The following is a 20,497-nucleotide window of genomic DNA, read 5'->3' on the forward strand; positions in this document are numbered from 1 at the left end:
CGAGGTTATTTGGCATTTGACAAGTGCACGCTGTTGAGTTCTCAAGGATCGGATGCTCCCACACCACCCCCGCAAGGGCTTCGTAGTGAGGCAACTTCTCTACCTTAGGACGACGCTCGGAAACCGTCAAACCCGACACGCCGACGATCTCGAGAGATCGTCGGGTTCGGATGACGGCGGAGAGCTCGTCCCGATTCCCCGTCCTAGACCTGAGGTCAGACCCAATCGCAGAGCGATTGTTTCTTCTTGGAAGGGGTGGTCCGCCAGCTTGAGGGGGCGGCGGGCTTCTCAGCCTCTCGCTCTTCCCTGTGGGGCGAACAAGTAATAAGTTACGCGGGGATCGGGGACTCGGCAAATCAGCCTCGCATCCCGGGCGTGTCGAGCCCCCGGATCCCTGTCAGCGCTTGTAGTTCGGCGCCTCGACGACGATCTGCACGTCGTGCGGGTGAGACTCCTTGAGCCCTGCCGAGGTGATGCGCACGAACTTCCCGCGCGCCTTCAGCTCTTCGACGGTGCGGGCGCCGACGTAGAACATCGACTGACGCAGCCCACCCACCAACTGATAGGCGACAGCGGATACGGGACCCCGGTACGCGACCTGCCCCTCGATGCCCTCGGGGATCAGCTTGTCGTCGCTCGGGACGTCCGCCTGGAAGTAGCGGTCCTTGGAGTAGGAGGTCTTCTTGCCCCTGGTCTGGAGCGCACCGAGCGATCCCATCCCCCGGTAGAGCTTGAACTGCTTGCCGCCCTGGAAGACGACTTCACCCGGCGACTCGTCGGTCCCTGCGAGGAGCGAGCCGAGCATCACGGTGTCAGCGCCGGCGACGAGCGCCTTCGCGATGTCACCGGAGTACTGCAGCCCGCCGTCCGCGATGATCGGGACGCCGGCTTCACGTGCCGCGAGGGATGCCTCGTAGATCGCGGTGACCTGCGGGACCCCGACACCCGCGACGACGCGTGTGGTGCAGATCGAACCCGGGCCGACGCCGACTTTCACGGCATCCACTCCCGCATCGATGAGCGCCTGCGCACCCTCACGGGTCGCGACGTTGCCGCCGATCACGTCGATGTGGGCGAAGGACTCGTCTGCCTTGATCCGCTTCACCATGTCGATCACGCCGGCGGACTGGCCGTTGGCCGTGTCGACCACGATGACGTCGACACCGGCATCCCGCAACGCCTCGGCGCGCTCCCACGCGTCGCCGAAGAAGCCGATCGCCGCTCCCACGCGCAAGCGACCCTGGTCGTCCTTCGTCGCGAGCGGGTACTTCTCGCTCTTGTCGAAGTCCTTGATCGTGATGAGACCGGCGAGCTTGCCGTCTTCGTCGATGAGAGGCAGCTTCTCGACGCGGTGGTGGGCGAAGAGGGCGATCACCTCGTTCGCCCCGATACCCACGTGTCCGGTGACGAGCCCCTCGCGGGTCATGACGTCGCGCACCTTCGTGGTCTGTCGCTCGAAGCCGGACACGAACCGCATGTCGCGGTTGGTCACGATGCCCACGAGCTTGCCGTCGTCGTCGACGACCGGGAGTCCCGAGATGCGGTACTGACCGCACAGGGTGTCGACCTCTTCGATCGTCGCGTCCGGAGTCGTCGTGATCGGGTCGGTGATCATCCCCGACTCGCTGCGCTTGACCTGGTCGACCATCTTCGCCTGATCGGCGATGGAGAGATTGCGGTGGATGATGCCGATGCCGCCCTCGCGCGCGATCGCGATCGCGAGGCGCGCCTCGGTGACCGTGTCCATCGCCGCGGACAGCAACGGGGTCGCGACCGTGATGCGCCTCGTGACCCGGGAGGAGGTGTCGGCCTCGGACGGGATGACGTCCGTGTGGCCGGGCAGCAGCAGGACGTCGTCATACGTCAGTCCCACGAATCCGAACGGGTCGTTGTGCTCCATGTGCTCTCCTGCGTCGCGACTGCTCGAGCTCTCGCTCTCCGGCTGTACGAATTCTAAGGCGGGAGGGCCTCGATTCATTCCCCGCGACCGCCGCGGTACGAGAAGGACGGCGCCGCAGGACCGATGCCATATCGATACCGATTCGCGCATGTATATGAGGTGTCGATGGTTGCGGGAGGGAAACACACCGGCAACAATCGCTGGATACGGTCGTGTGGCGCCGCGGGCACCCGTACCTCAGCGCGCTGACCATGCTTCAATCTGGAGGTTCGGTGACGACCACCCACTCTTCGCGCGCCCATGTGCGATGGAAACGCGCGTTCATGGCTCTGCTCGTCGGATTGTTCTCCGGTGCGCTCCTGCTCGGCATCGCCAACCCGGCATCCGCGCAGACCGACAACCCCGAGGACTTCCCTTACGCGATCCAGGGGAACGTCCGCGTCTCGGGCGAACCCGTGGTCGGCGCGACCGTCACGGTGACCGGCGGTGCATACACCGGTGAGGCCGAGACCACGGACCGCGGCTCCTTCCGTCTCCCCGTCCCCACCAAGGACGAGACCTACACGGTCGAGCTCGTCGAGGACTCGCTTCCGGACGGCGTGAAAGCACCGCAGGGGTTCGACTTCACGCAGGAGGTGACCTTCGGGCCGACGAGCACCGTGACCCGCAACTTCACCCTCGCCGCGGCGGAGCGCACGACGACCTCGTTCTGGGATCAGTTCGCCTCTCGCGCGGTCAACGGCCTCAACTTCGGCCTCATGCTCGCGCTCGCGGCGATCGGCGCCTCGCTCGTGTTCGGTACGACGGGTCTGTCGAACTTCGCTCACGGAGAGATGGTGACCTTCGGTGCCCTCGTCGCCCTCCTCTTCTCCGTCACCCTGAGCGTCCCGATCTGGATCGCGATCCCGCTGGCCGTGATCGTCTCGGGATTGTTCGGTTTCGGGATGGATGCCGGTTTGTGGCGACCACTCCGACGCAAGGGACTCGGCACCGTCCAGCTGATGATCGTGTCGATCGGCCTCTCCCTCGCCCTCCGCTACATCTTCCAGATGTTCATCGGCGGCGGGACCTTGAACCTCCCGGGCGGTGCCACCACCAACATCCCCGGGCTCGGGCCCATCAGCCTGTCGGTGACCGACGTGGTCAGCATGGGTGTGTCGATCGTCGTGATCGTCGCCTTCGCCTGGTGGCTGATGCGCACCCGCATCGGGCGCGCCACCCGCGCGGTGTCGGACAACCCGTCGCTGGCGGCCGCCAGCGGCATCGATGTGGACGCCGTCGTCCGCATCGTCTGGATCATGGCGGCGGCGCTCGCCGGGCTCTCCGGCGTGCTCTGGGCCTACTTCCGCCCCGGCATCAAGTGGGACATGGGAACCGGAATCCTGCTGCTGATCTTCGCGGCGATCACGCTCGGCGGACTGGGAACGGCGTTCGGCGCGCTCGTGGGCTCGATCATCGTCGGCCTGCTCGTCGAGGTGTCGACGCTGTGGATCCCGTCCGACCTCAAGTACGTCGGCGCTCTCGTGGTGCTGATCGTCATCCTGCTGTTCCGTCCCCAGGGCCTGCTCGGCCGCCGAGAGCGAATCGGATAACGGCTCATGAACTTCCTGCAGATCCTCAACAACACCGCGGCACAGATCCTGTCGCCCACCACGCTGGGCTTCGTCCTCGCCGCCATCGGCCTGTCGGTGCACTTCGGCTTCGCCGGCCTGCTGAACATGGGCGTCGCCGGTTTCATGGCCATCGGCGCCTACGGCTTCGCGATCTCGACGATCAGCTTCGCGCTCCCCTGGCCGGTCGCGGCGCTCGTCGGCCTCGTCGCCGCCGTGCTGTTCTCGCTGGTCATGGGCATCCCGACGCTCCGCCTGCGCGGCGACTACCTCGCGATCGTCACGATCGCGGCCGCCGAGGTCGTCCGACTCCTGTTCCTGACCTCGACGTTCCGCGAGACGACGGGATCGGCCGACGGGCTCTCGGGGTTCCAGGGGGCGTTCCGCGCGAGCAACCCGTTGCCCCCCGGTCGATACGGCATCGGACCGTGGACCTATCAGTCCGACCAGTGGTGGGTCATCATCGTCGGCATCATCACGATCGCGATCGTGGTCCTGCTCGTGTGGCTGCTCATGAGCAGCCCGTGGGGTCGTGTGATCCGCGGCATCCGTGAAGACGAGGATGCCGTGCGTTCGCTCGGCAAGAACGTGTTCGCCTTCAAGATGCAGGCGCTCATCGTCGGCGGTGTGATCATCGCGGCCGGTGGAATCGTCACCGCCATGGGCACGAACGTCAACCCGAACGTCTACGTCACGTCGCAGACCTTCTACGTATGGACGGCGCTGCTGCTCGGCGGCGCGGCCACCATCTTCGGTCCCGTCCTCGGCGCTGTGCTCTTCTGGGTGGTCCGCGCATTCCTGTCGAACCTGCTCCCCGCACTCGTGAACATCGGCTGGCTGCCGTTCCTCACCGCTGAGCAGAGCCAGATGCTGGTCTTCGTCCTCGTCGGCGTCGCCCTCATGCTGCTGGTCATCTTCCGCCCGCAGGGCATCCTCGGAAGCAAGAAGGAGCTGACCTTTGTCCGCTGACGTCGCAGCCCCGACCCCCCGTCCCAAATCGACCGGATTGCACAAGGGCGACATCCGCCCCGGTGTCGAGAAGGTCGATCCGATCATCGTCGTCGACGGCGTGAAGCGCGTCTTCGGCGGCCTCACCGCGGTCGATGTCGAGCATCTCGAGATCCCCCGCAACGCGATCACCGCGTTGATCGGGCCGAATGGGGCCGGCAAGACCACGCTCTTCAACTTGCTGACGGGCTTCGACAAGCCGAACTCGGGCAACTGGTCGTTCGACGGTCGCAACCTCGCAGGCATCCCGGCATTCAAGACCGCGCGCATGGGTCAGGTGCGCACGTTCCAGCTCACGAAGTCGCTCGGCCTTCTGACGGTGCTCGAGAACATGAAGCTCGGCGCACCCGGTCAGGGTGGCGAGAAGATCTGGCAGGGCATCTTCCCGTTCCTCTGGAAGAAGCAGGAGGCGGAGATCGAGGACAAGGCCCGCGGCCTCCTCGCCCGCTTCAAGCTGGACGCCAAGGAGAAGGACTTCGCCGCGTCCCTCTCGGGTGGACAGCGAAAGCTCCTCGAGATGGCCCGTGCCCTCATGAGCGACCCGACCTTCGTCATGCTCGACGAGCCGATGGCAGGCGTGAACCCGGCCCTCACGCAGTCGCTGCTCGACCACATCCTCGATCTCAAGGACCTCGGCATGACGGTGCTCTTCGTCGAGCACGACATGCACATGGTCCGTCACATCGCCGACTGGGTCGTCGTGATGGCGGAGGGCAGGGTCGTCGCCGAGGGCCCGCCTGACGCGGTCATGAAGGAGCAGGCGGTCATCGACGCCTACCTCGGCGCGCACCAGGACGTCGATCTCGGCGTCGTCACGGGCCGCTACGAGGGTGAGTTGACCCCCGAGGCAGCCGAACTCGTCGCGCAGGCGCACGAGCTGCAGGATGTCGTCGAAGCGGATGCCGCTCCCGCGGCATCCGAGACGTCGGCACCCCCCACCACGCGACGCGCCGAGAGCGCCGAGCGCGCGGCATCCGACCCCGCATCGGGAACGACGGAGGAGAACAAGTGAGCGACACCGCTGCGGTGCAGGCGGCGCCGTCCGCGACCGCCGTCGAGAACGTCGTCGAGCTGCGGGATGTGCATGCCGGGTACCTTCCCGGGGTGAACATCCTCAACGGCGCGAACCTGACCGCCGCGAAGGGCGAATTGATCGGCATCATCGGCCCCAACGGCGCCGGCAAGTCGACCATGCTCAAGGCGATCTTCGGGCAGGTCAAGATCCGTGAAGGTGCCGTTGTCCTGAACGGCGAGGACATCACCGGCCTCCGCGCGAACAAGCTGGTCGCGAAGGGCGTCGGCTTCGTCCCGCAGACGAACAACGTCTTCCCGAGCCTGTCTATCGCCGAGAACCTGCAGATGGGCGCCTACCAGCGCCCGAAGGTGGTCTCGGAGCGGATCGACTTCGTGACCTCTGTGTTCCCCGACCTCGCCAAGCGGCTGCAGCAGCGTGCCGGTTCTCTGTCGGGCGGTGAGCGGCAGATGGTCGCGATGGGCCGCGCCCTCATGATGGATCCGCATGTGCTGCTGCTCGACGAGCCGTCGGCCGGTCTGTCGCCGTCGCGACAGGACGAGGCCTTCCTCCGCGTCTCCGAGATCAACAAAGCCGGTGTGACCACGATCATGGTCGAACAGAACGCGCGGCGGTGCCTGCAGATCTGCGACCGCGGTTACGTTCTCGACCAGGGGCGTGACGCGTATACCGGTACCGGACGTGAGCTTCTGAACGACCCCAAGGTCATCGGGTTGTACCTCGGCACGCTCGGCACCTGACACCGAGCCACTCCTGCAACGATGCCCCCGGTCCTGTGACCGGGGGCATCGTCGTGTGCGCACACCTACGCTCGGCGCCCGTCCTCCTCCCCCGCAGACGCACGACGGCCCCGATCCGAGGACCGGGGCCGTCGTGTACGGCGGAGCTGGGCTCAGCCGAGGTTGAGGAACGAGTAGTTGTTGTCCTCGCCGTACTGGAAGATGCCGATGGACGCCTGCGTCGGGTCACCCACCTTGTCGAACGTGATCGGGCCCGAGACGCCGTCGTAGTCGGCGACTCCGCCGCCGATGATGATGTCCGCGCACTCGGCGTAGGACGTGCACTTCGTACCGTCACCCGAGCCACCCGAGACCTGCTGCAGGTGCGCCGCGACGTCAGGGCCTTCCGCCGACCCTGCCTCGAGTGCAGCGAGCGCGAGCAGGATGACCGCGTCGTACGACTCAGGGCCGTAGGTGTAGTCCTTCAGCTCGGGCTTGCCCGTACCGGTCCAATACGAGTTCAGGTCGGTGCGGAACGACTCGATGCTCTTCGGGTCGACCGCGGGGTAGGTTCCCTTGGCGCCGGTCAGCGTGCCGGCCTCGAACTCGTCGCCGAAGTTGGTGAGGTTGCCGTCCACGAAGTACATCTTGTCCTTCGGGAAGTCGTTCGACACCAGCTCGGGGATGATCGTCTTGACCTCTTCGAAGGTGATGAGCGCGATGGCGTCGGGGTCGGCCGCGAGCACATCGGACACCTGGGCCGAGAAGTTCGTGTCACCCGTGTTGTAGAGCGCAGCCGAGACGACCTTGCCGCCGGCCTCCTCGAAGGCGGCCTTCGTGAAGCAGGCGAGGCCGGTGCCGTACGCGTCGTTCAGGACGATGAGACCGAGGGTCTCCGCTCCGTCGCCGGCGATCAGGTTGCCGAGCACGTTGCCCTGCAGGACATCGGAGGGAGCAGTGCGCCAGTAAAGGCCCTTGTCCTTGTACCCGGTGAACTGGGCCGAGGTGTTGGCCGGCGAGAACTGGATGGCGTCGGCGGCGATGACCTGGTCGATGAACTGGAGGGACGTGCCCGACGAGGCTGCACCGATGATCGCGGTGGCACCGGCGTTCAGAAGACGCGGGATCTCGGTCTCGTACGCCTTGTTGTCGGTGTCGCCCGAGTCGCCCTGGACGAGGTTGATCTTCACACCCTTGTCGGCCTTGTTCACCTCGTCGGCGGCGTACTCGGTGCCGGCGATCTCGGGCGGGCCGAGGAACGCGAGGTTTCCGGTGACGGGCAGGGCCGTACCGATGGTGTACTCGAGGTCCGTGGCGGGGCCCTTGGAGGTCGAGGTGAACTCCGGGGTGTAGTCCGGCGGCGCTGCCGTGTCGCAGTTGACGGGGAAGGTGAAGTCGGATCCCTGCGCGTCTCCGGAGTTGGACGCCGAGGGCGTGGAGGCTCCGGAACAGCCGGCGAGGACGAGGGCGGTTGCGCTGGCGAGGGCGATGCCGCCCATGGCCTTCGCAACGCGCGATCGGGTGAAGACGGACATTGTGCTCCTTGCTGTGGTGACACGAGTCGGATCGGGTCCGGCCCGGTGTGATCAACCTAGCGGGGAGGTCATCTCGCGAGTGTTGCCGTTCGTTAACGATGTGTAACGAGGTGGGCACGCTCCCATAACGGCGAGGAAGGCGGCATCCGCCCCGGTCACACGGGGTCGGGAACGGCCGTCATCGCGCGAGCGCGCTGGCGACGCGAGGCCAGCAGCGAGTCGACGGCGAACACCGCGACGGCGACCCAGACCAGGCCGAAGCCGATCCACCGCTCGAACGGCATGGGCTCCTGCAGGATGAGCACGCCCGTGAGGAACTGCATGATCGGCGCGACGAACTGGAGGATGCCGACCACCGTCAGCGACGTCCGGCGGGCGCCGGCGGAGAAGAACAGGAGGGGGATCGCGGTGACGGCACCGGCGAGCAGGAGGAGGACCGTGTGGCCGGTTCCTTCGCGCCCCATGGTGAGCCCCGACGTCACCCCGACCGCGATGAGCTGGATGACGGCGATGGGCACGAGCCAGAAGGACTCGAGCGTGAGGCCGCTGACGGCATCCACCGACGGTCCGATCCGCTTCTTCACGAGACCGTACGTCGCGAAGCTGGCGGCGAGGGTCAGGGCGATCCACGGCACGTTCCCGACCGCGACGATGATGACGACGACGGCCGCAGCGGCGATGGCGACCGCGGTCCACTGGGCCGGCCGCAGACGCTCCTTCAGCACGAGGACGCCCAGGAGCACGGTCGCGATCGGGTTGATGAAGTAGCCGAGGCTCGTCTCGACGACGTGGCCGGTCAGGGTGCCGATGAGGAAGACCTGCCAGTTGACGTAGATGAGGAGGCCGGCCACCAGCGTCCACAGCATGAGTCGGCGGTCGCGGAGGATGACGCGCATCCGTCCCCAGCCGCGGGTGATCGCGATCAGTGCGACGCAGAAGACGAGGCTCAGCACGATGCGCCAGCCCACGACCTCCCACGGCGTTGTGGGAGCCAGGCTGACGAAGTACAGCGGAAGGAAGCCCCAGAGCACGTACGCCGAGAAGACGAAGACACCGCCGAGGGACTTCTCGCGGGCGGCTTCCTCGGGTGTCATGAGTACGAGCCTACGACGGTCATGACAGCGGCGGTACCGCGGCGCCTGCCGATGTTCGTCGGGATCCTGCCATGGCGGAGAGGCCGGGGCCGAAGACACAGGGCCCGGATGCCGAAGCATCCGGGCCCTGTGGAAGGGTGCTGCGTGTCAGCGGACGACGACCGCGAGGACGTCGCGAGCCGACAGCACGAGGAACTCGTCGGCGCCGAACTTGACCTCGGTGCCGCCGTACTTGCTGTACAGAACGCGGTCGCCGACGGCGACGTCGAGCGGAACGCGGTTGCCGTTGTCGTCGATGCGGCCGGGGCCCACGGCCACGACCTCGCCCTCCTGGGGCTTCTCCTTGGCGGTGTCAGGGATGACCAGGCCACTCGCGGTGGTCTGCTCGGCCTCGACCTGCTTGATGACGATGCGGTCTTCGAGCGGCTTGATGGAAACCGACACGTTCTACCTCTTTCTTGCTGGTGGGGTCCTGCTTCAAGACTCATCAGCACTCGCTTACCGAGAGTGCTAACGAAAGTCTAGAGCGCGGTTGGCACTCATGCAACGCGAGTGCCAACAGTGATCCGGATGCCGGTGCGCCTAGGCTGGCCGGATGGAACAGGCCGAGCTGACCGCCCTCCTGACGCCGCAGGGATTGCGCATGGTGGACGAGGTCGGACCCCTGGCATCCACCACCGAGGTCGCGGCAGCCGTCTCGCGCCTGCGCGCGGCGGGTCACTCCCCCGACCTGGTGTCGGCGGTCGTCGGGCAGGCGCACCTGCGCGTACGCGCCGCCGCGAAGTTCGGCCCCTTCGCGGACCGGATGCTCTTCACGCGGGCGGGCCTCGAGCAGGCCACTCGCCTCGAGGTCGCCGCCCGCCACGCGGGACGGTTCCGGGATGCCGGGGTGCACCGCGTCGCAGACCTCGGCTGCGGCATCGGGGGCGACGCCCTCGGAATGGCGGGCATCGGGCTCGACGTGCTCGCCGTCGACGCGGACGAGACCACCGCCGCCCTTGCGGCCTACAACCTCGCGCCGTTCGGCGACGCCGTCACCGTGCGACACGGCCGCGCTGAAGACACCGTGCTCGACGAGTGGGATGCCGTGTGGCTCGACCCGGCCCGGCGCACCGCGGGGCACTCCGAGACCTCGCGCACCCGCCCCGAGGACTGGTCGCCGTCTCTCGACTGGGCCTTCTCCCTGGCGGAGCGGATGCCGGTGGGCATCAAACTCGGACCGGGACTCGACCGCGACCTCATCCCCGCCGACGTCGAAGCGCAGTGGATCAGCGTCGACGGTTCGACCGTCGAGCTCGTGCTCTGGTCGGGATCGCTGCGCCGCGAGGGCGTGCGACGCTCGGCGCTCGTCATCCGCGGCGGCGCGGCGGCGGAGCTCACGGCCCCCGCCGACGCACCCGACGAGCCGGTGCGCGAGCTCGGCGCCTTCCTGCACGAGCCCGAGGGCGCGGTCATCCGCGCCCGGCTGATCGGCGAGGTCGCGCGCACCCTGGAGGCGGGGATGCTCGCCGACGGCATCGCCTATCTGACGTCGGATGCCGCGTTGACGAACCCGTTCGTGCAGTCGTTCCGCGTCCGCGAGGTGCTGCCGGTCAAGGTGCCGGCGATCAACGCCGCGCTCCAGGCACGGAGCATCGGCACGGTCGAGATCAAGAAGCGCGGCGTCGATGTCGACCCCGCGCAGTTCCGACGCAAACTCGCGCTGCGCGGAGACGCGGCGGCGACGCTCATCCTCACGCGCCTGGGCGAGGGACCGAAGGCGAAACGCGTCGCCGTGCTCGCCGACCGGGTCTGAGTCAGGCGAACAGAGCGCCCTGCGACGCGGCCCACCAGAGCCATCCGGCGCTGTAGATCAGCGACGCGACACTGAGCCCGAGTCCCCACAGGGCGGTCTCGCGCCGCTCCCACGGGCGGCGGAGCGCAAGGACGGCGAGCGCCACGCCGATGAGACCCACCGGGAAACCCCAGCCGACGAAGCAGGCCAGAACCAGGCCCAGCACGCCGAACAGGAGCGACCACCCCGCGCTGCGCGGGAGCATGGGCTGCTGCGGGATCCACCGGACGTCGGGCGAGACCCGGTCGTCCGGATCGGGATGCACGGCGAGCGGCGGGGCGACGGGCAGCGGCTGCGTCAGTTCGCGTTGGAACCCGCCGCGGTGAACGCCCGGCAGCGCGGAGTCGGTCGGTGCCGGCGCGACGTCCTCCGACGCGGGCTCGATGACGGGTCCCTGCGTCGCGGGGGCGGGATGCCGGGTCGACGGAGAGGGACCCGCTGTCGGAGAGGCGGGGCGCGGCATCCGCTCGTCGGTCATGACGACGCCGCCACCTGGATCGTCGTGACGGGCAGGGTGGAGTCGGCGCCGAAGGCGAGGGTCGACGCGGGACGCCCGCTCATGATCAGCTCGGAGGCGAGTGCCGCGATCATCGCGCCGTTGTCGGTGCAGAGGGACAGCGGCGGGATGCGGACGGCGACTCCCGCGGCCTCGGCGCGCTCGAGCGCGACATCGCGCAGACGCTTGTTCGCGATCACGCCGCCGCCCAGCAGCAGCCGCGGGACGCCGTGACGGGCGCAGGCGTCGAGTGCCTTCGTGACGAGGACGTCGACGACCGCTTCGCGGAAGGATGCCGCGACATCGGGCACCGCCAAGGGGTCACCCGTCGCCTCGTGCTGCTCGACGAAGCGGGCGACGGCGGTCTTGAGCCCCGAGAACGAGAAGTCGTAGCGATGCTCGGCCATGTCGGATGCGCGGGACATGCCGCGGGGGAAGCGGATCGCGTTCGGATCCCCGGATGCCGCCGCCCGGTCGATCTCGGGGCCGCCGGGGTACGGGAGCCCCAGGATGCGGGCGATCTTGTCGAACGCCTCGCCGGCGGCGTCGTCCATCGTCTCGCCGAGGAGTTCGACGTCCGAGACGAGGTCGCGGACGAGCAGGAGCGACGTGTGCCCGCCGCTGACGAGCAGCGCGACCGTCGGGTACTCGACCTCGTCGCCGGTGAGGATGTCCGCGGCGATGTGACCCACGAGGTGGTTGACGGCGTAAAGCGGCTTGTCGAGGCTGACGGCGAGCGCCTTGGCGGCGCCGACCCCGACCATCAGTGCGCCGGCGAGACCGGGCCCGCTGGTGACGGCGACCGCGTCGACGTCGGCCAGGGTCACCCGCGCCTCGGCGAGAGCAGTCTCGATCGCCGGCTGCAGAGCCTCAAGGTGGGCGCGCGCGGCGACCTCGGGCACGACGCCGCCGTAGCGGGCGTGCTCGTCCATGGAGCTCGCGATGGTGTTCGAGAGCAGGGTACGGCCCCGGACGATGCCGATCCCGGTCTCGTCGCAGCTCGTCTCGATGCCCAGCACGAGTGGTTCGGGTGCGAGGGGTTCGTGCGTCATGTCAGCACCAGCCCTTCTCGGCCGTCGGGGCGGCCGTGGTCCGCGCCTCCCAGGCGACGAGGTTCAGCTGCATCACGACCGCGTCGACATCGTCGGGCTGGTAGTACCGGGGGCGGCGACCGACCTCGACGAAGCCCTCCGACAGATACAGCGCGGTGGCGCCGGGGTTGTCGGCCCGCACCTCGAGGAACATCTCCCGCGCACCGCGGCTGCGGGCGGTGGCCAGCAGTTCGCGCAGCAGCGCGCGCCCGCGACCGCGGCCCCGCGCATCGGCGGCGATGGCGATGGTCTGGATGTCGGCATCCGCTGCGCCCTCGACGGCACGCACACCGCCGTAGCCGACGAGGCGACCGGCCTCGATGTCGACGACGTAGCGGCCGTGGGGCGAGGCGAGCTCGCCGGCCATGAGCGCGTCACTCCAGGCGTCGGTCGGGAACGACGCGCGTTCGAGGCGCATGATGTCGTCGAGGTCGTCGCCGGTGGCGGTGCGGAGGGTCACTGGCCGACCTTCTTCCGCGGACCCGGCATGGTGACGTCGGGAGCGCGCAGGTAGAGCGGTTCGCCGAGGTCCTCGACACGGCCGGCTGCAACCGCGCGCGCGGCCACGAGCGCGACCATGGCGCCCGGGATCACGGTCGTGTCACGCCGCTCGGCGCCGTGCTCGGCGAGGGCGGCGTCGATGTCGTCGCGCTTCACGAGCGTCGCCTCGGTGACGCGCGCCGGCAGTCCGTCGTCGTCGATCCCGTCGTAGACCGTGAAGGCGAACTCCTTGCGGCGCGCGTCGGTGACGACCGCGAAGCGGGGGACGTCGGCGAACGGGTCTGCGAGCAGCACCGCGAGGGCCGCCGCGTCGTGGCTCCGGACGGGGACGACGGGGATGCCGCGGCCCAGGGCGAAGGCCCGTGCGGCCGCGATCCCGACCCGAAGCCCCGTGAAGGGACCCGGGCCCATGCCCGCGGCGACGTGGGTCAACGCGACGGGCTCCGGAGTGCCGGTCGCGCCGATGGGGCCGCGCGCGGCATCCGTCATCACCGTTTCGAGCTGGGTGCCGATGATCTCGGCGTGCCCGAGGGGGTCGGCGCTGGCGGCATCGGCACGGACGGCACCGTCGGCGTCGATCACGGCGACGGCCGTGCCGAGGGAGGTGTCGATGCCGAGGATCACAGGATCAAGGGTATCCGGGCCGGCGGCGGCCACGTCTCGTCAGGGACGCCGGGTGATGGTGACGATACGGGGAGCGGCGTCCTCGAGCTCTGCGGCGTAGTGACCGGTGGTGCCGCAGGCGTTGTCGATGCCGGTGCCGCTCCAGCCGCGCTCGATCTCCAGCTCCCACCAGGTGTCGACGAGACCGTCGACCATGCCGCGGCCCCACTCGACGATCGTCACGGCGTTGTCGGGGTCGAGACCGAGGTCGTCGAGCTCCGCAGGCGAGCCGAGCCGGTAGGCGTCGACGTGCACGAGCGGCGGACCGCCGACCTCGGACGGGTGCGTGCGCGCGATGACGAAGGTGGGGCTCTGCACGGGACCGCGGATGCCGAGGCCCTCGCCGATCCCGCGGGTCAGGGTCGTCTTCCCCGCCCCGAGCGGTCCGGTCAGGACGAGCAGGTCGCCCGCCGTCAGCGCTGCGCCGAGCTCGCGGCCGAGCGCCTCCATGTCGTCGGGCGACGCGATCTCGCGACGCCCCTCGAACTGCTCGATTCCGGTCATGACCGCACCTCCCGCCGCGGCACGCGCGGGCCGATGCGCGTGACGATCTCGTAGTTGATGGTGTTCGCCGCCTCGGCCCAGTCCGTCGCCGAAGGGACGCCCGTCGCCGGGTCGCCGAAGAGCACGGCCTCGTCGCCGACCGCGATGGGCTCGTCGCCGACGTTGACGACGAACTGGTCCATCGCGATGCGGCCGGCGACCGGGAACGTCCGCCCGCCGATCGAGACGGGACCCGCCCCGGATGCCGCGCGCGGCACCCCGTCGGCGTAACCGACCGAGATGAGGGCGAGGGTCGACTCGCGCTCGGTGCGGTGCTGGTAGCCGTACGAGACGCCCTGGCCGGCGGGCACGCGGCGGACGGCGGCGACCGCGGCGCGGAGGGTCATGGCGGGGCGGAGGCCGAGGTCGGCCGACGATCGGCCGTCGAACGGCGACAGCCCGTAGATGGCGACGCCCAGGCGGACGCACCCCAATCGCGCCTCGGGCAGCCCGATCGCGGCGTGCGAGGCCGCGATGTGACGCAGCCGCGGACGCAGCCCGGTCGCCTCGGCGGCGGCCTGCGCGACCGTGAAGCGAGACAGGGCGGTGCGATCGTCGTCAGGCGACGTGTTGGAGAGATGGCTGAAGATGCCGAGGACGCGGATGACACCCTCGCGCTCGTACTGCGCCGCCGCGGCGAACACGGCACCGTAGTCGGCGGGGGCGATGCCGTTGCGGCCGAGGCCCGTCTCGACCTTGAGCTGCACGGTCACCGGACGGTCCGTTGACCCGGCCCGAGCCGCCGCACGCAGCTGCTCGAGACTCGAGACGCCGAGCTCGATGTGCGCGGCGGCGGCTGCGGTGAAGTCGGCGCCCGGCGCGTGGAGCCACGCGAGCACGGGCGCGTCGATTCCGGCATCCCGCAGCTGCAGCGCCTCGGGGACGTCCGCGACCGCGAGGCGGGCCGCTCCCCCGGCGAGCGCCGCGCGCCCCGACCGCACGGCACCGTGGCCGTAGCCGTCGGCCTTGACCACGGCGATGACCTCCGACTCGGTGAGCCGAGCGAGGTGGCGGACGTTGTGCTCGATGGCGCCGACGTCGATGACCGCTTCACGGGCGACGCCCTCCGGCATCCGATCGGGCAGGGGCATGCGATCGGGCAGGGGCATGCGATCGGGCGGGGGCATGCGATCGGGCGGGGGCATGCGATCGCGGGTCATGCTGCGGACTCCGCGATCACATAGGCGGTCGCCAGACCGGCGTCGTGCGAGAGCGAGAGGTGCACGGTGCCGATGCCGCGTCCCGCCACGGTCGCCGCCGTCTCGCCGGACAGCGCGAAGACCGGACGCCCCGAGGGCTCGGAGGCCACCTCGATGTCGGTCCAGTGCACCCCTTCGGATCCGCCGAGCGCCTTGATGAGCGCTTCCTTCGCGGCGTATCGAGCGGCGAGCGAGTGCGGCTTGAGGGTCTGCTCGGATGCCGTGAAAAGCCGCTCCATGAGCTTCGGCGTGCGCTCGATCGAGCGCTCGAACCGCGGGATGTCGACGAGGTCGACACCGATTCCGATGATCATCCCGCCTCCTGTCGCCGTGCTCTACGGCATCAGATCAGGATATCCGGCGCGGCTCAGGCGACGGCGAGGCGCACGACGCGTTCGACGGCGGCCAGTCCCGGCGCGAGCTGCGCGTTCGAGCGGGCGTAGGTCTCCCGGGATCGGCCGTACGGGTCGACGACGTCGTCGTCGGCGGGATCGGCGGGCGGCAGGACGAGTCCCCGCTGCCCGGCGAGGACGGCGAGAGCTCCGCGGAGGCGGTCACGCGGATCGTCGCCGGCAGCGCCCGCGCGGATCGCCTCGCCGGAGGTCGCTGCCGAGAGCCGCTCGAACTCGCGGATCGTGAAGGCCGTCCGCAGCTTCGAGGGCGCGAGCTCGACGATCGCGCGGCGGTGGGCGCGGTCCATCGCGAGCACCAGGTCGGGCTCCCGCAGCAGCCCCTCGGTCAGGTACCGCGCGGCGTGCGCCTCGATCCGGTCGGCGGGCACGCCGTGCCCGACCGCGAGCTCGACGGCTTCGACCGGCATCCGATCTCCGGCTCGGGCGCGGACGCCGGCACTCGTCGCGACCACGCCCACATCGCCGAGGCGCTCCTGCAGGACGAGCGCTGCCAGCGGCGAACGGCAGATGTTGCCCGTGCAGACGGTGAGGATGTGGATCACGCGGTGTCCTTTCGGAACGGATGCCGCGGCTCGCCCCTCACCGGCGTCCCCACCTCGGTGCTCGGCGGAACGACGGCGCTGCGGCGGGACGCGGACGGGCACCCGATACGGTAGGCCCGTGCAGGATCAGCTTAGCGACGGCCACACGACCGCCGACCCGGTATCGGAGGAGGCCGCGGTCGACGCCTCGCGCCGCCGGGGCCGGCGGAACCGACGCACCGACTGGCGCGTGGGCGGCACCGCGGTCCGCGCGTGGAACGGCCGACTGCTGGTCGTGGCCGTCCTGAGCCTCGGCGCGGCGATCTTCGTCGGGTCGCTCCTCCAGCTGCTGTGGACGAACCCGTGGGCGCCCCTCGCGTCGACCGCGATCCTCTGGGTCGGCATGCTCGTCCCCGTGATTCTGGCGTTCCGCGCCGGTCGACCTGCCGGCCTGCTGCGGTTCCGCGCGGCGGACCTCGTCTACGCGCTCGCCCTGGGGCTCGGGCTGCGTCTGTTCGACGGATGGGTGGCGGATGCCGCGTCGCGCCCCTTCCCCGCGTCGGACCCGACGCCGTCCTGGCTGCTGACCGAGGCGATCCCGGCGGGGGTCGTCGGCCCGCTGGTGGAAGAGTTCTTCTTCCGTGCCGTGATCCTGGTGGCGGTCTACTCGCTGCTCCGCCGCCCCGCGGGGCGGCTCGCTGCGGCGGTCGCTGCGATCCTCGTGTCGGCGGCGACGTTCATCCTCATCCACGTGGTGGACGGGTCGCTGCCGCTGTTCGAGTCGATCTCCGTCGGCGCGGTCGGCCTCGTGTGCGCGACCCTCGTCGTCCTCACCGGGCGGATCTGGGGCGCGGTGCTCGTGCACGTCGTCTACAACGCGTCGATGCTGCTGCTTCTCGCGGCAGGCGGCATCCTCTCCACCGGGCTGTGACCCGGCGGTCCGGAGCGCCCTCGGCTCAGCCGTGATCGGTCAGGGTCGCCCCATCCCGAGGTAGGTCCATCCTGCGGCGCGCCAGGCCGCCGGATCGAGCCCGTTGCGGCCGTCGACGATGATGCGTCCGTCGGTGAGGGTGTTGGCGTGCTCGGGGCTCAGCTCGCGCCGGTACTCGTCCCACTCGGTGACGAGGACGACGGCGTCCGCTCCTGCGAGTGCCTCGTCGCGATCGGCGACGTAGGTGAGCTGCGGGTGCTGCCGCCGAGCGTTCGGGATCGCCTCGGGGTCGGTGACGGTGACCTTGGCGCCGAGGCCGTGCAGGCGCACGGCGACGTCGAGTCCGGGCGAGTCGCGGATGTCGTCGGAGTAGGGCTTGAACGCGGCGCCGAGGACCGTGACGCTCTTCTCGAAGACCTGGCCGCCGAGACCCTGGACCACCAGCTCCACCGCTCGTTCGCGACGGCGCATGTTGATCTCGTCGACCTCGCGCAGGAAGGCGACCGATTCACCCCGACCGAGCTCCTCGGCGCGGGCCGAGAACGCGCGGATGTCCTTCGGGAGGCACCCGCCGCCGAAGCCGATGCCGGCTCCGAGGAAGCGGCGGCCGATGCGCGCGTCGTGACCTATCGCATCGGCGAGCATCGTGACGTCGGCACCGGCGACCTCGGCGATCTCGGCCATGGCGTTGATGAAGCTGATCTTGGTGGCGAGGAAGGCGTTCGCCGACACCTTGACGAGCTCCGCCGTCGCGTAATCGGTCACGATGAAAGGCGTGCCCTTGGCGATCGACGGGTGATAGACCTCGCGCAGGATCTGCGCGGCCCGCTCACCCTCCTCACCGGCGGGGACGCCGGCGACGAGGCGGTCGGGGTCCACCGTGTCCTGGACGGCGAAGCCTTCGCGCAGGAACTCGGGGTTCCACACCAGGGTCGCGCCCGTGTCACTGATGCGAGGGGCGAGGGATGCCGCGGTGCCGACCGGAACGGTCGACTTGCCGGCGACGAGGTCGCCCTCGGACAGATGCGGCAGGAGCGCATCGATGGCCGCGTTCACGTAGGTGAGGTCGGCTGCGTACCCGCCCTTCACCTGGGGGGTTCCGACTCCGACGAAGTGGACGGCCGCACCGGCTGCCGCGGCGAAGTCGGTCGTGAACGACAGGCGCCCCGAGGCGATGCCCTCCGCGAGGATGTCGGTGAGTCCGGGCTCGAAGAACGGCGCTTCGCCGGCCGAGAGCATGGCGATCTTCTGCTCGTCGACGTCGATGCCGACCACGTCGTGGCCGATCGACGCCATCGCGGCGGCGTGGACGGCACCCAGGTATCCGCATCCGATGACCGAAAGTCGCATCGTGTCAGTCCCCCCATGTTTGACGGGCACGAGCCATCGAACCCCGGTCGTTTCTATCAGAGTCCCGTGACGACCTCTTCTCGGCGGCGTGTCCGGGAGGTGTCGAGGGGCGCGAGCGCCGGACCGGGCACCGGCCCGGCCCGACTCACTCGACCGTGACGGACTTCGCGAGGTTGCGCGGCTGATCGACGTCGAGACCCTTCGCCGTGGCGAGGCCCATCGCGAAGATGTGCAGCGGCACGACCGCCAGGAGCGGCTCGAACAGGGGCGCGGCCAGCGGGATCCGCAGGACCTCGTCGGCGAACGGCAGCACCGAGACGTCGCCCTCCTCGGCGACCGCGATGACGCGGGCACCGCGGGCGCGGATCTCCTGGATGTTGGAGACGACCTTCTTCTGCAGCTCGGCCGCGCCACGGGGCGACGGGACGATCACGAAGACCGCCTGACCGGGCTCGATGAGCGCGATGGGGCCGTGCTTGAGCTCGCCGGCGGCGAAGCCCTCGGCGTGGATGTAGGAGATCTCCTTGAGCTTGAGGGCACCCTCGAGCGCGATCGGGTATCCGACGTGGCGGCCGAGGAACAGGACCGAGTTCGTGTCGGCCATCCAGCCGGCGAACTGCTCGATGTGCTCCTGCTCGGTCTCGAGGACGCGCGCGATCTTCGCGGGGATCGCCTCGAGCTCGCGGACGGCCTGAGCCGAGTCCTCGTGCGAGAGGACACCCCGTACGCGACCGACGTGGAGGGCCAGCAGGTAGAGGGCGGTGATCTGCGCGACGAATGCCTTCGTCGAGGCGACGGCGACCTCGGGGCCGGCGTGCGTGTAGACGATCGCGTCGGACTCGCGCGGGATCGTCGCGCCCTGCGTGTTGCAGATCGAGAGCGTCTTGGCGCCTTGCTCGCGGGCGTACTTGACGGCCATGAGCGTGTCCATGGTCTCGCCGGACTGCGAGATCGAGACGACGAGCGTGTCGGGGCCGATGACCGGGTCGCGGTAGCGGAACTCGTGCGCGAGCTCGACGTCGACGGGGACGCGCGTCCACTGCTCGAGGGCGTACTTGCCGACCATGCCCGCGTAGGCGGCGGTGCCGCACGCGATGACGATGACGCGGTTGATGCCGATGAACAGCTCGTCGAGACCGTCGAGCTCGGGGATCGTGACGGCGCCGTCCGAGAAGCGGCCGCGGATGGTGTTGGCGACGGCCTCGGGCTCTTCCGAGACCTCCTTGGCCATGAACGACGACCAGCCGCCCTTCTCGGCGGCCGACGCATCCCAGACGACCTCGAACGGCTCGACCTCGACGGTCTGACCGTCGAAGTCGGTGACCTCGACGCCCTGCGGCGTGATGGCGACGATCTGATCCTGGCCGATGGCGAGGGCGTTGCGGGTGTGCTCGACGAAGGCGGCCACGTCGGAGCCGAGGAAGTTCTCCCCCTCGCCCAGGCCGATCACCAGGGGCGAGTTGCGGCGAGCGCCCACGACGAGGCCGGGCTGGTCCTGGTGCATCGCGAGGAGGGTGAAGGCTCCCTCGAGACGGGCCGCGACCGTGCGGAAGGCGGCGACCAGGTCACGGGATGCCGCGTACTCGCGGCCGAGCAGGACGGCGGCGACCTCGGTGTCGGTCTCGCTGCGGAAGGTGAAGCCGTCGGCGAGGAGCTCGTCCTTCAGCTCGGCGAAGTTCTCGATGATGCCGTTGTGGATGACGGCGAGCTTGTCGTCGTCGGCGAGGTGCGGGTGCGCGTTCGCGTCGGTGGGCCCGCCGTGGGTCGCCCAGCGGGTGTGACCGATGCCGGTGGTGCCGTCGGCCATGGGGTGCGCGGTCAGGTCGTCACGCAGCACCTGGAGCTTGCCCGCGCGCTTGCGCATCTCGAGGTCTCCCTCGCCGTCGATGACGGCGATCCCCGCGGAGTCGTACCCCCGATACTCGAGCCGAGCCAAGCCCGAGAGCAGAATGGCCTGGCTGTCACGAGGCCCCACGTATCCGACGATTCCACACATGCGTCCGATTCTAAGTGGGGCGGGCTGAGACAACGCCCCTGCCCGCGCTCAGGCGCGTCG

20 protein-coding genes are annotated in these 20,497 nt (G+C 69.5%); 6 read left to right on the forward strand and 14 right to left on the reverse strand.

Features of this window, described 5'->3' with window-relative positions:
• Positions 1 to 397 precede the first annotated feature (397 nt).
• Complete coding sequence (gene guaB, locus ACIQLK_RS00005) at positions 398 to 1,900, reverse strand: IMP dehydrogenase (RefSeq protein WP_400361886.1); 1,503 nt, start codon at positions 1,898 to 1,900, stop codon at positions 398 to 400.
• Between the two features lie 323 nt (positions 1,901 to 2,223).
• Between guaB and ACIQLK_RS00010 the strand changes: the two genes are divergently transcribed.
• The 4 genes from ACIQLK_RS00010 to ACIQLK_RS00025 are packed head-to-tail and all read left to right on the forward strand — an operon-like array spanning position 2,224 to position 6,291.
• Complete coding sequence (locus ACIQLK_RS00010) at positions 2,224 to 3,492, forward strand: branched-chain amino acid ABC transporter permease (protein ID WP_400361888.1); 1,269 nt, start codon at positions 2,224 to 2,226, stop codon at positions 3,490 to 3,492.
• 6 nt (positions 3,493 to 3,498) lie between these two features.
• Positions 3,499 to 4,479 carry a branched-chain amino acid ABC transporter permease gene (locus tag ACIQLK_RS00015; protein ID WP_400361890.1) on the forward strand — a complete coding sequence of 327 codons (981 nt, stop codon included), beginning with the start codon at positions 3,499 to 3,501 and terminating at the stop codon, positions 4,477 to 4,479.
• Complete coding sequence (locus ACIQLK_RS00020; RefSeq protein WP_400361891.1) at positions 4,469 to 5,530, forward strand: ABC transporter ATP-binding protein; 1,062 nt, start codon at positions 4,469 to 4,471, stop codon at positions 5,528 to 5,530. Before ACIQLK_RS00015 ends, ACIQLK_RS00020 begins: the two co-directional genes overlap by 11 nt.
• Complete coding sequence (locus ACIQLK_RS00025) at positions 5,527 to 6,291, forward strand: ABC transporter ATP-binding protein (RefSeq protein ID WP_400361893.1); 765 nt, start codon at positions 5,527 to 5,529, stop codon at positions 6,289 to 6,291. The genes ACIQLK_RS00020 and ACIQLK_RS00025 overlap by 4 nt, the downstream gene beginning before the upstream one ends.
• 152 nt (positions 6,292 to 6,443) lie before the next feature.
• On the opposite strand, the gene ACIQLK_RS00030 is transcribed toward ACIQLK_RS00025, so the two are convergent.
• The 3 genes from ACIQLK_RS00030 to groES form a co-directional block, all read right to left on the reverse strand.
• Positions 6,444 to 7,805, reverse strand: a complete 1,362-nt coding sequence (locus tag ACIQLK_RS00030; RefSeq protein ID WP_400361895.1) for an ABC transporter substrate-binding protein — start codon at positions 7,803 to 7,805, stop codon at positions 6,444 to 6,446.
• A 155-nt stretch (positions 7,806 to 7,960) separates the two neighbouring features.
• Positions 7,961 to 8,899: an EamA family transporter RarD gene (gene rarD, locus ACIQLK_RS00035; protein WP_400361897.1), complete on the reverse strand. Its 939-nt coding sequence runs from the start codon at positions 8,897 to 8,899 to the stop codon at positions 7,961 to 7,963.
• 147 nt (positions 8,900 to 9,046) lie between these two features.
• Positions 9,047 to 9,343: a co-chaperone GroES gene (groES, locus tag ACIQLK_RS00040; RefSeq protein WP_017203655.1), complete on the reverse strand. Its 297-nt coding sequence runs from the start codon at positions 9,341 to 9,343 to the stop codon at positions 9,047 to 9,049.
• Positions 9,344 to 9,494: 151 nt separating this feature from the next.
• Here groES and ACIQLK_RS00045 point away from each other — a divergent pair, with 151 nt between their 5' ends.
• Positions 9,495 to 10,694: an SAM-dependent methyltransferase gene (locus ACIQLK_RS00045; protein WP_400361899.1), complete on the forward strand. Its 1,200-nt coding sequence runs from the start codon at positions 9,495 to 9,497 to the stop codon at positions 10,692 to 10,694.
• Position 10,695: 1 nt separating this feature from the next.
• On the opposite strand, the gene ACIQLK_RS00050 is transcribed toward ACIQLK_RS00045, so the two are convergent.
• The 8 genes from ACIQLK_RS00050 to ACIQLK_RS00085 all read right to left on the reverse strand — a co-directional run bounded on the left by ACIQLK_RS00050 (position 10,696) and on the right by ACIQLK_RS00085 (position 16,283).
• A complete protein-coding gene (locus tag ACIQLK_RS00050; RefSeq protein WP_400361900.1) occupies positions 10,696 to 11,211 on the reverse strand; it encodes a hypothetical protein in 516 nt (171 codons plus the stop codon).
• Entirely contained in the window at positions 11,208 to 12,281 is a 1,074-nt protein-coding gene (tsaD, locus tag ACIQLK_RS00055; protein ID WP_400361902.1) for a tRNA (adenosine(37)-N6)-threonylcarbamoyltransferase complex transferase subunit TsaD, read from the reverse strand. The genes ACIQLK_RS00050 and tsaD overlap by 4 nt, the downstream gene beginning before the upstream one ends.
• A gap of 1 nt (position 12,282) precedes the next feature.
• Positions 12,283 to 12,780 carry a ribosomal protein S18-alanine N-acetyltransferase gene (gene rimI, locus ACIQLK_RS00060; RefSeq protein WP_400361904.1) on the reverse strand — a complete coding sequence of 166 codons (498 nt, stop codon included), beginning with the start codon at positions 12,778 to 12,780 and terminating at the stop codon, positions 12,283 to 12,285.
• A complete protein-coding gene (tsaB, locus tag ACIQLK_RS00065) occupies positions 12,777 to 13,445 on the reverse strand; it encodes a tRNA (adenosine(37)-N6)-threonylcarbamoyltransferase complex dimerization subunit type 1 TsaB (RefSeq protein WP_400361906.1) in 669 nt (222 codons plus the stop codon). Before tsaB ends, rimI begins: the two co-directional genes overlap by 4 nt.
• Before the next feature lie 39 nt (positions 13,446 to 13,484).
• Positions 13,485 to 13,988 (reverse strand): tRNA (adenosine(37)-N6)-threonylcarbamoyltransferase complex ATPase subunit type 1 TsaE, encoded by a 504-nt coding sequence (tsaE, locus tag ACIQLK_RS00070; protein WP_400361907.1) that lies wholly within the window; start codon positions 13,986 to 13,988, stop codon positions 13,485 to 13,487.
• A complete protein-coding gene (gene alr / locus ACIQLK_RS00075; protein ID WP_400363824.1) occupies positions 13,985 to 15,100 on the reverse strand; it encodes an alanine racemase in 1,116 nt (371 codons plus the stop codon). Before alr ends, tsaE begins: the two co-directional genes overlap by 4 nt.
• 83 nt (positions 15,101 to 15,183) lie before the next feature.
• A complete protein-coding gene (locus tag ACIQLK_RS00080) occupies positions 15,184 to 15,540 on the reverse strand; it encodes a holo-ACP synthase (protein ID WP_400361908.1) in 357 nt (118 codons plus the stop codon).
• A 53-nt stretch (positions 15,541 to 15,593) separates the two neighbouring features.
• Positions 15,594 to 16,283, reverse strand: a complete 690-nt coding sequence (locus ACIQLK_RS00085; RefSeq protein WP_400361910.1) for a low molecular weight phosphatase family protein — start codon at positions 16,281 to 16,283, stop codon at positions 15,594 to 15,596.
• 16 nt (positions 16,284 to 16,299) lie between these two features.
• On the opposite strand from ACIQLK_RS00085, the gene ACIQLK_RS00090 reads away from it, so the two are divergent.
• Positions 16,300 to 17,091, forward strand: coding sequence for a lysostaphin resistance A-like protein (locus tag ACIQLK_RS00090; protein WP_400361912.1), 792 nt, complete (start codon positions 16,300 to 16,302; stop codon positions 17,089 to 17,091).
• Between the two features lie 39 nt (positions 17,092 to 17,130).
• On the opposite strand, the gene ACIQLK_RS00095 is transcribed toward ACIQLK_RS00090, so the two are convergent.
• Together ACIQLK_RS00095 and glmS are read right to left on the reverse strand one after the other, a co-directional pair.
• A complete protein-coding gene (locus tag ACIQLK_RS00095; RefSeq protein ID WP_400361913.1) occupies positions 17,131 to 18,441 on the reverse strand; it encodes a UDP-glucose dehydrogenase family protein in 1,311 nt (436 codons plus the stop codon).
• Positions 18,442 to 18,586: 145 nt separating this feature from the next.
• Positions 18,587 to 20,437 carry a glutamine--fructose-6-phosphate transaminase (isomerizing) gene (gene glmS / locus ACIQLK_RS00100; protein ID WP_400361915.1) on the reverse strand — a complete coding sequence of 617 codons (1,851 nt, stop codon included), beginning with the start codon at positions 20,435 to 20,437 and terminating at the stop codon, positions 18,587 to 18,589.
• Positions 20,438 to 20,497: the final 60 nt, after the last annotated feature.

The organism is Microbacterium sp. NPDC091382 (genome assembly GCF_044757025.1).
GTDB lineage: Bacteria > Actinomycetota > Actinomycetes > Actinomycetales > Microbacteriaceae > Microbacterium.

Coding starts and splice junctions, on each gene's coding strand:
- rarD (WP_400361897.1), bottom strand. CDS start 8,899: ATGACACCCGAGGAAGCCGCCCGCGAGAAGTCCCTCGGCGGTGTCTTC.
- ACIQLK_RS00015 (WP_400361890.1), top strand. CDS start 3,499: ATGAACTTCCTGCAGATCCTCAACAACACCGCGGCACAGATCCTGTCG.
- guaB (WP_400361886.1), bottom strand. CDS start 1,900: ATGGAGCACAACGACCCGTTCGGATTCGTGGGACTGACGTATGACGAC.
- ACIQLK_RS00030 (WP_400361895.1), bottom strand. CDS start 7,805: ATGTCCGTCTTCACCCGATCGCGCGTTGCGAAGGCCATGGGCGGCATC.
- tsaE (WP_400361907.1), bottom strand. CDS start 13,988: ATGACCGGAATCGAGCAGTTCGAGGGGCGTCGCGAGATCGCGTCGCCC.
- ACIQLK_RS00045 (WP_400361899.1), top strand. CDS start 9,495: ATGGAACAGGCCGAGCTGACCGCCCTCCTGACGCCGCAGGGATTGCGC.
- alr (WP_400363824.1), bottom strand. CDS start 15,100: ATGCCGGAGGGCGTCGCCCGTGAAGCGGTCATCGACGTCGGCGCCATC.
- ACIQLK_RS00080 (WP_400361908.1), bottom strand. CDS start 15,540: ATGATCATCGGAATCGGTGTCGACCTCGTCGACATCCCGCGGTTCGAG.
- ACIQLK_RS00010 (WP_400361888.1), top strand. CDS start 2,224: ATGGCTCTGCTCGTCGGATTGTTCTCCGGTGCGCTCCTGCTCGGCATC.
- tsaD (WP_400361902.1), bottom strand. CDS start 12,281: ATGACGCACGAACCCCTCGCACCCGAACCACTCGTGCTGGGCATCGAG.
- glmS (WP_400361915.1), bottom strand. CDS start 20,437: ATGTGTGGAATCGTCGGATACGTGGGGCCTCGTGACAGCCAGGCCATT.
- ACIQLK_RS00095 (WP_400361913.1), bottom strand. CDS start 18,441: ATGCGACTTTCGGTCATCGGATGCGGATACCTGGGTGCCGTCCACGCC.
- ACIQLK_RS00050 (WP_400361900.1), bottom strand. CDS start 11,211: ATGACCGACGAGCGGATGCCGCGCCCCGCCTCTCCGACAGCGGGTCCC.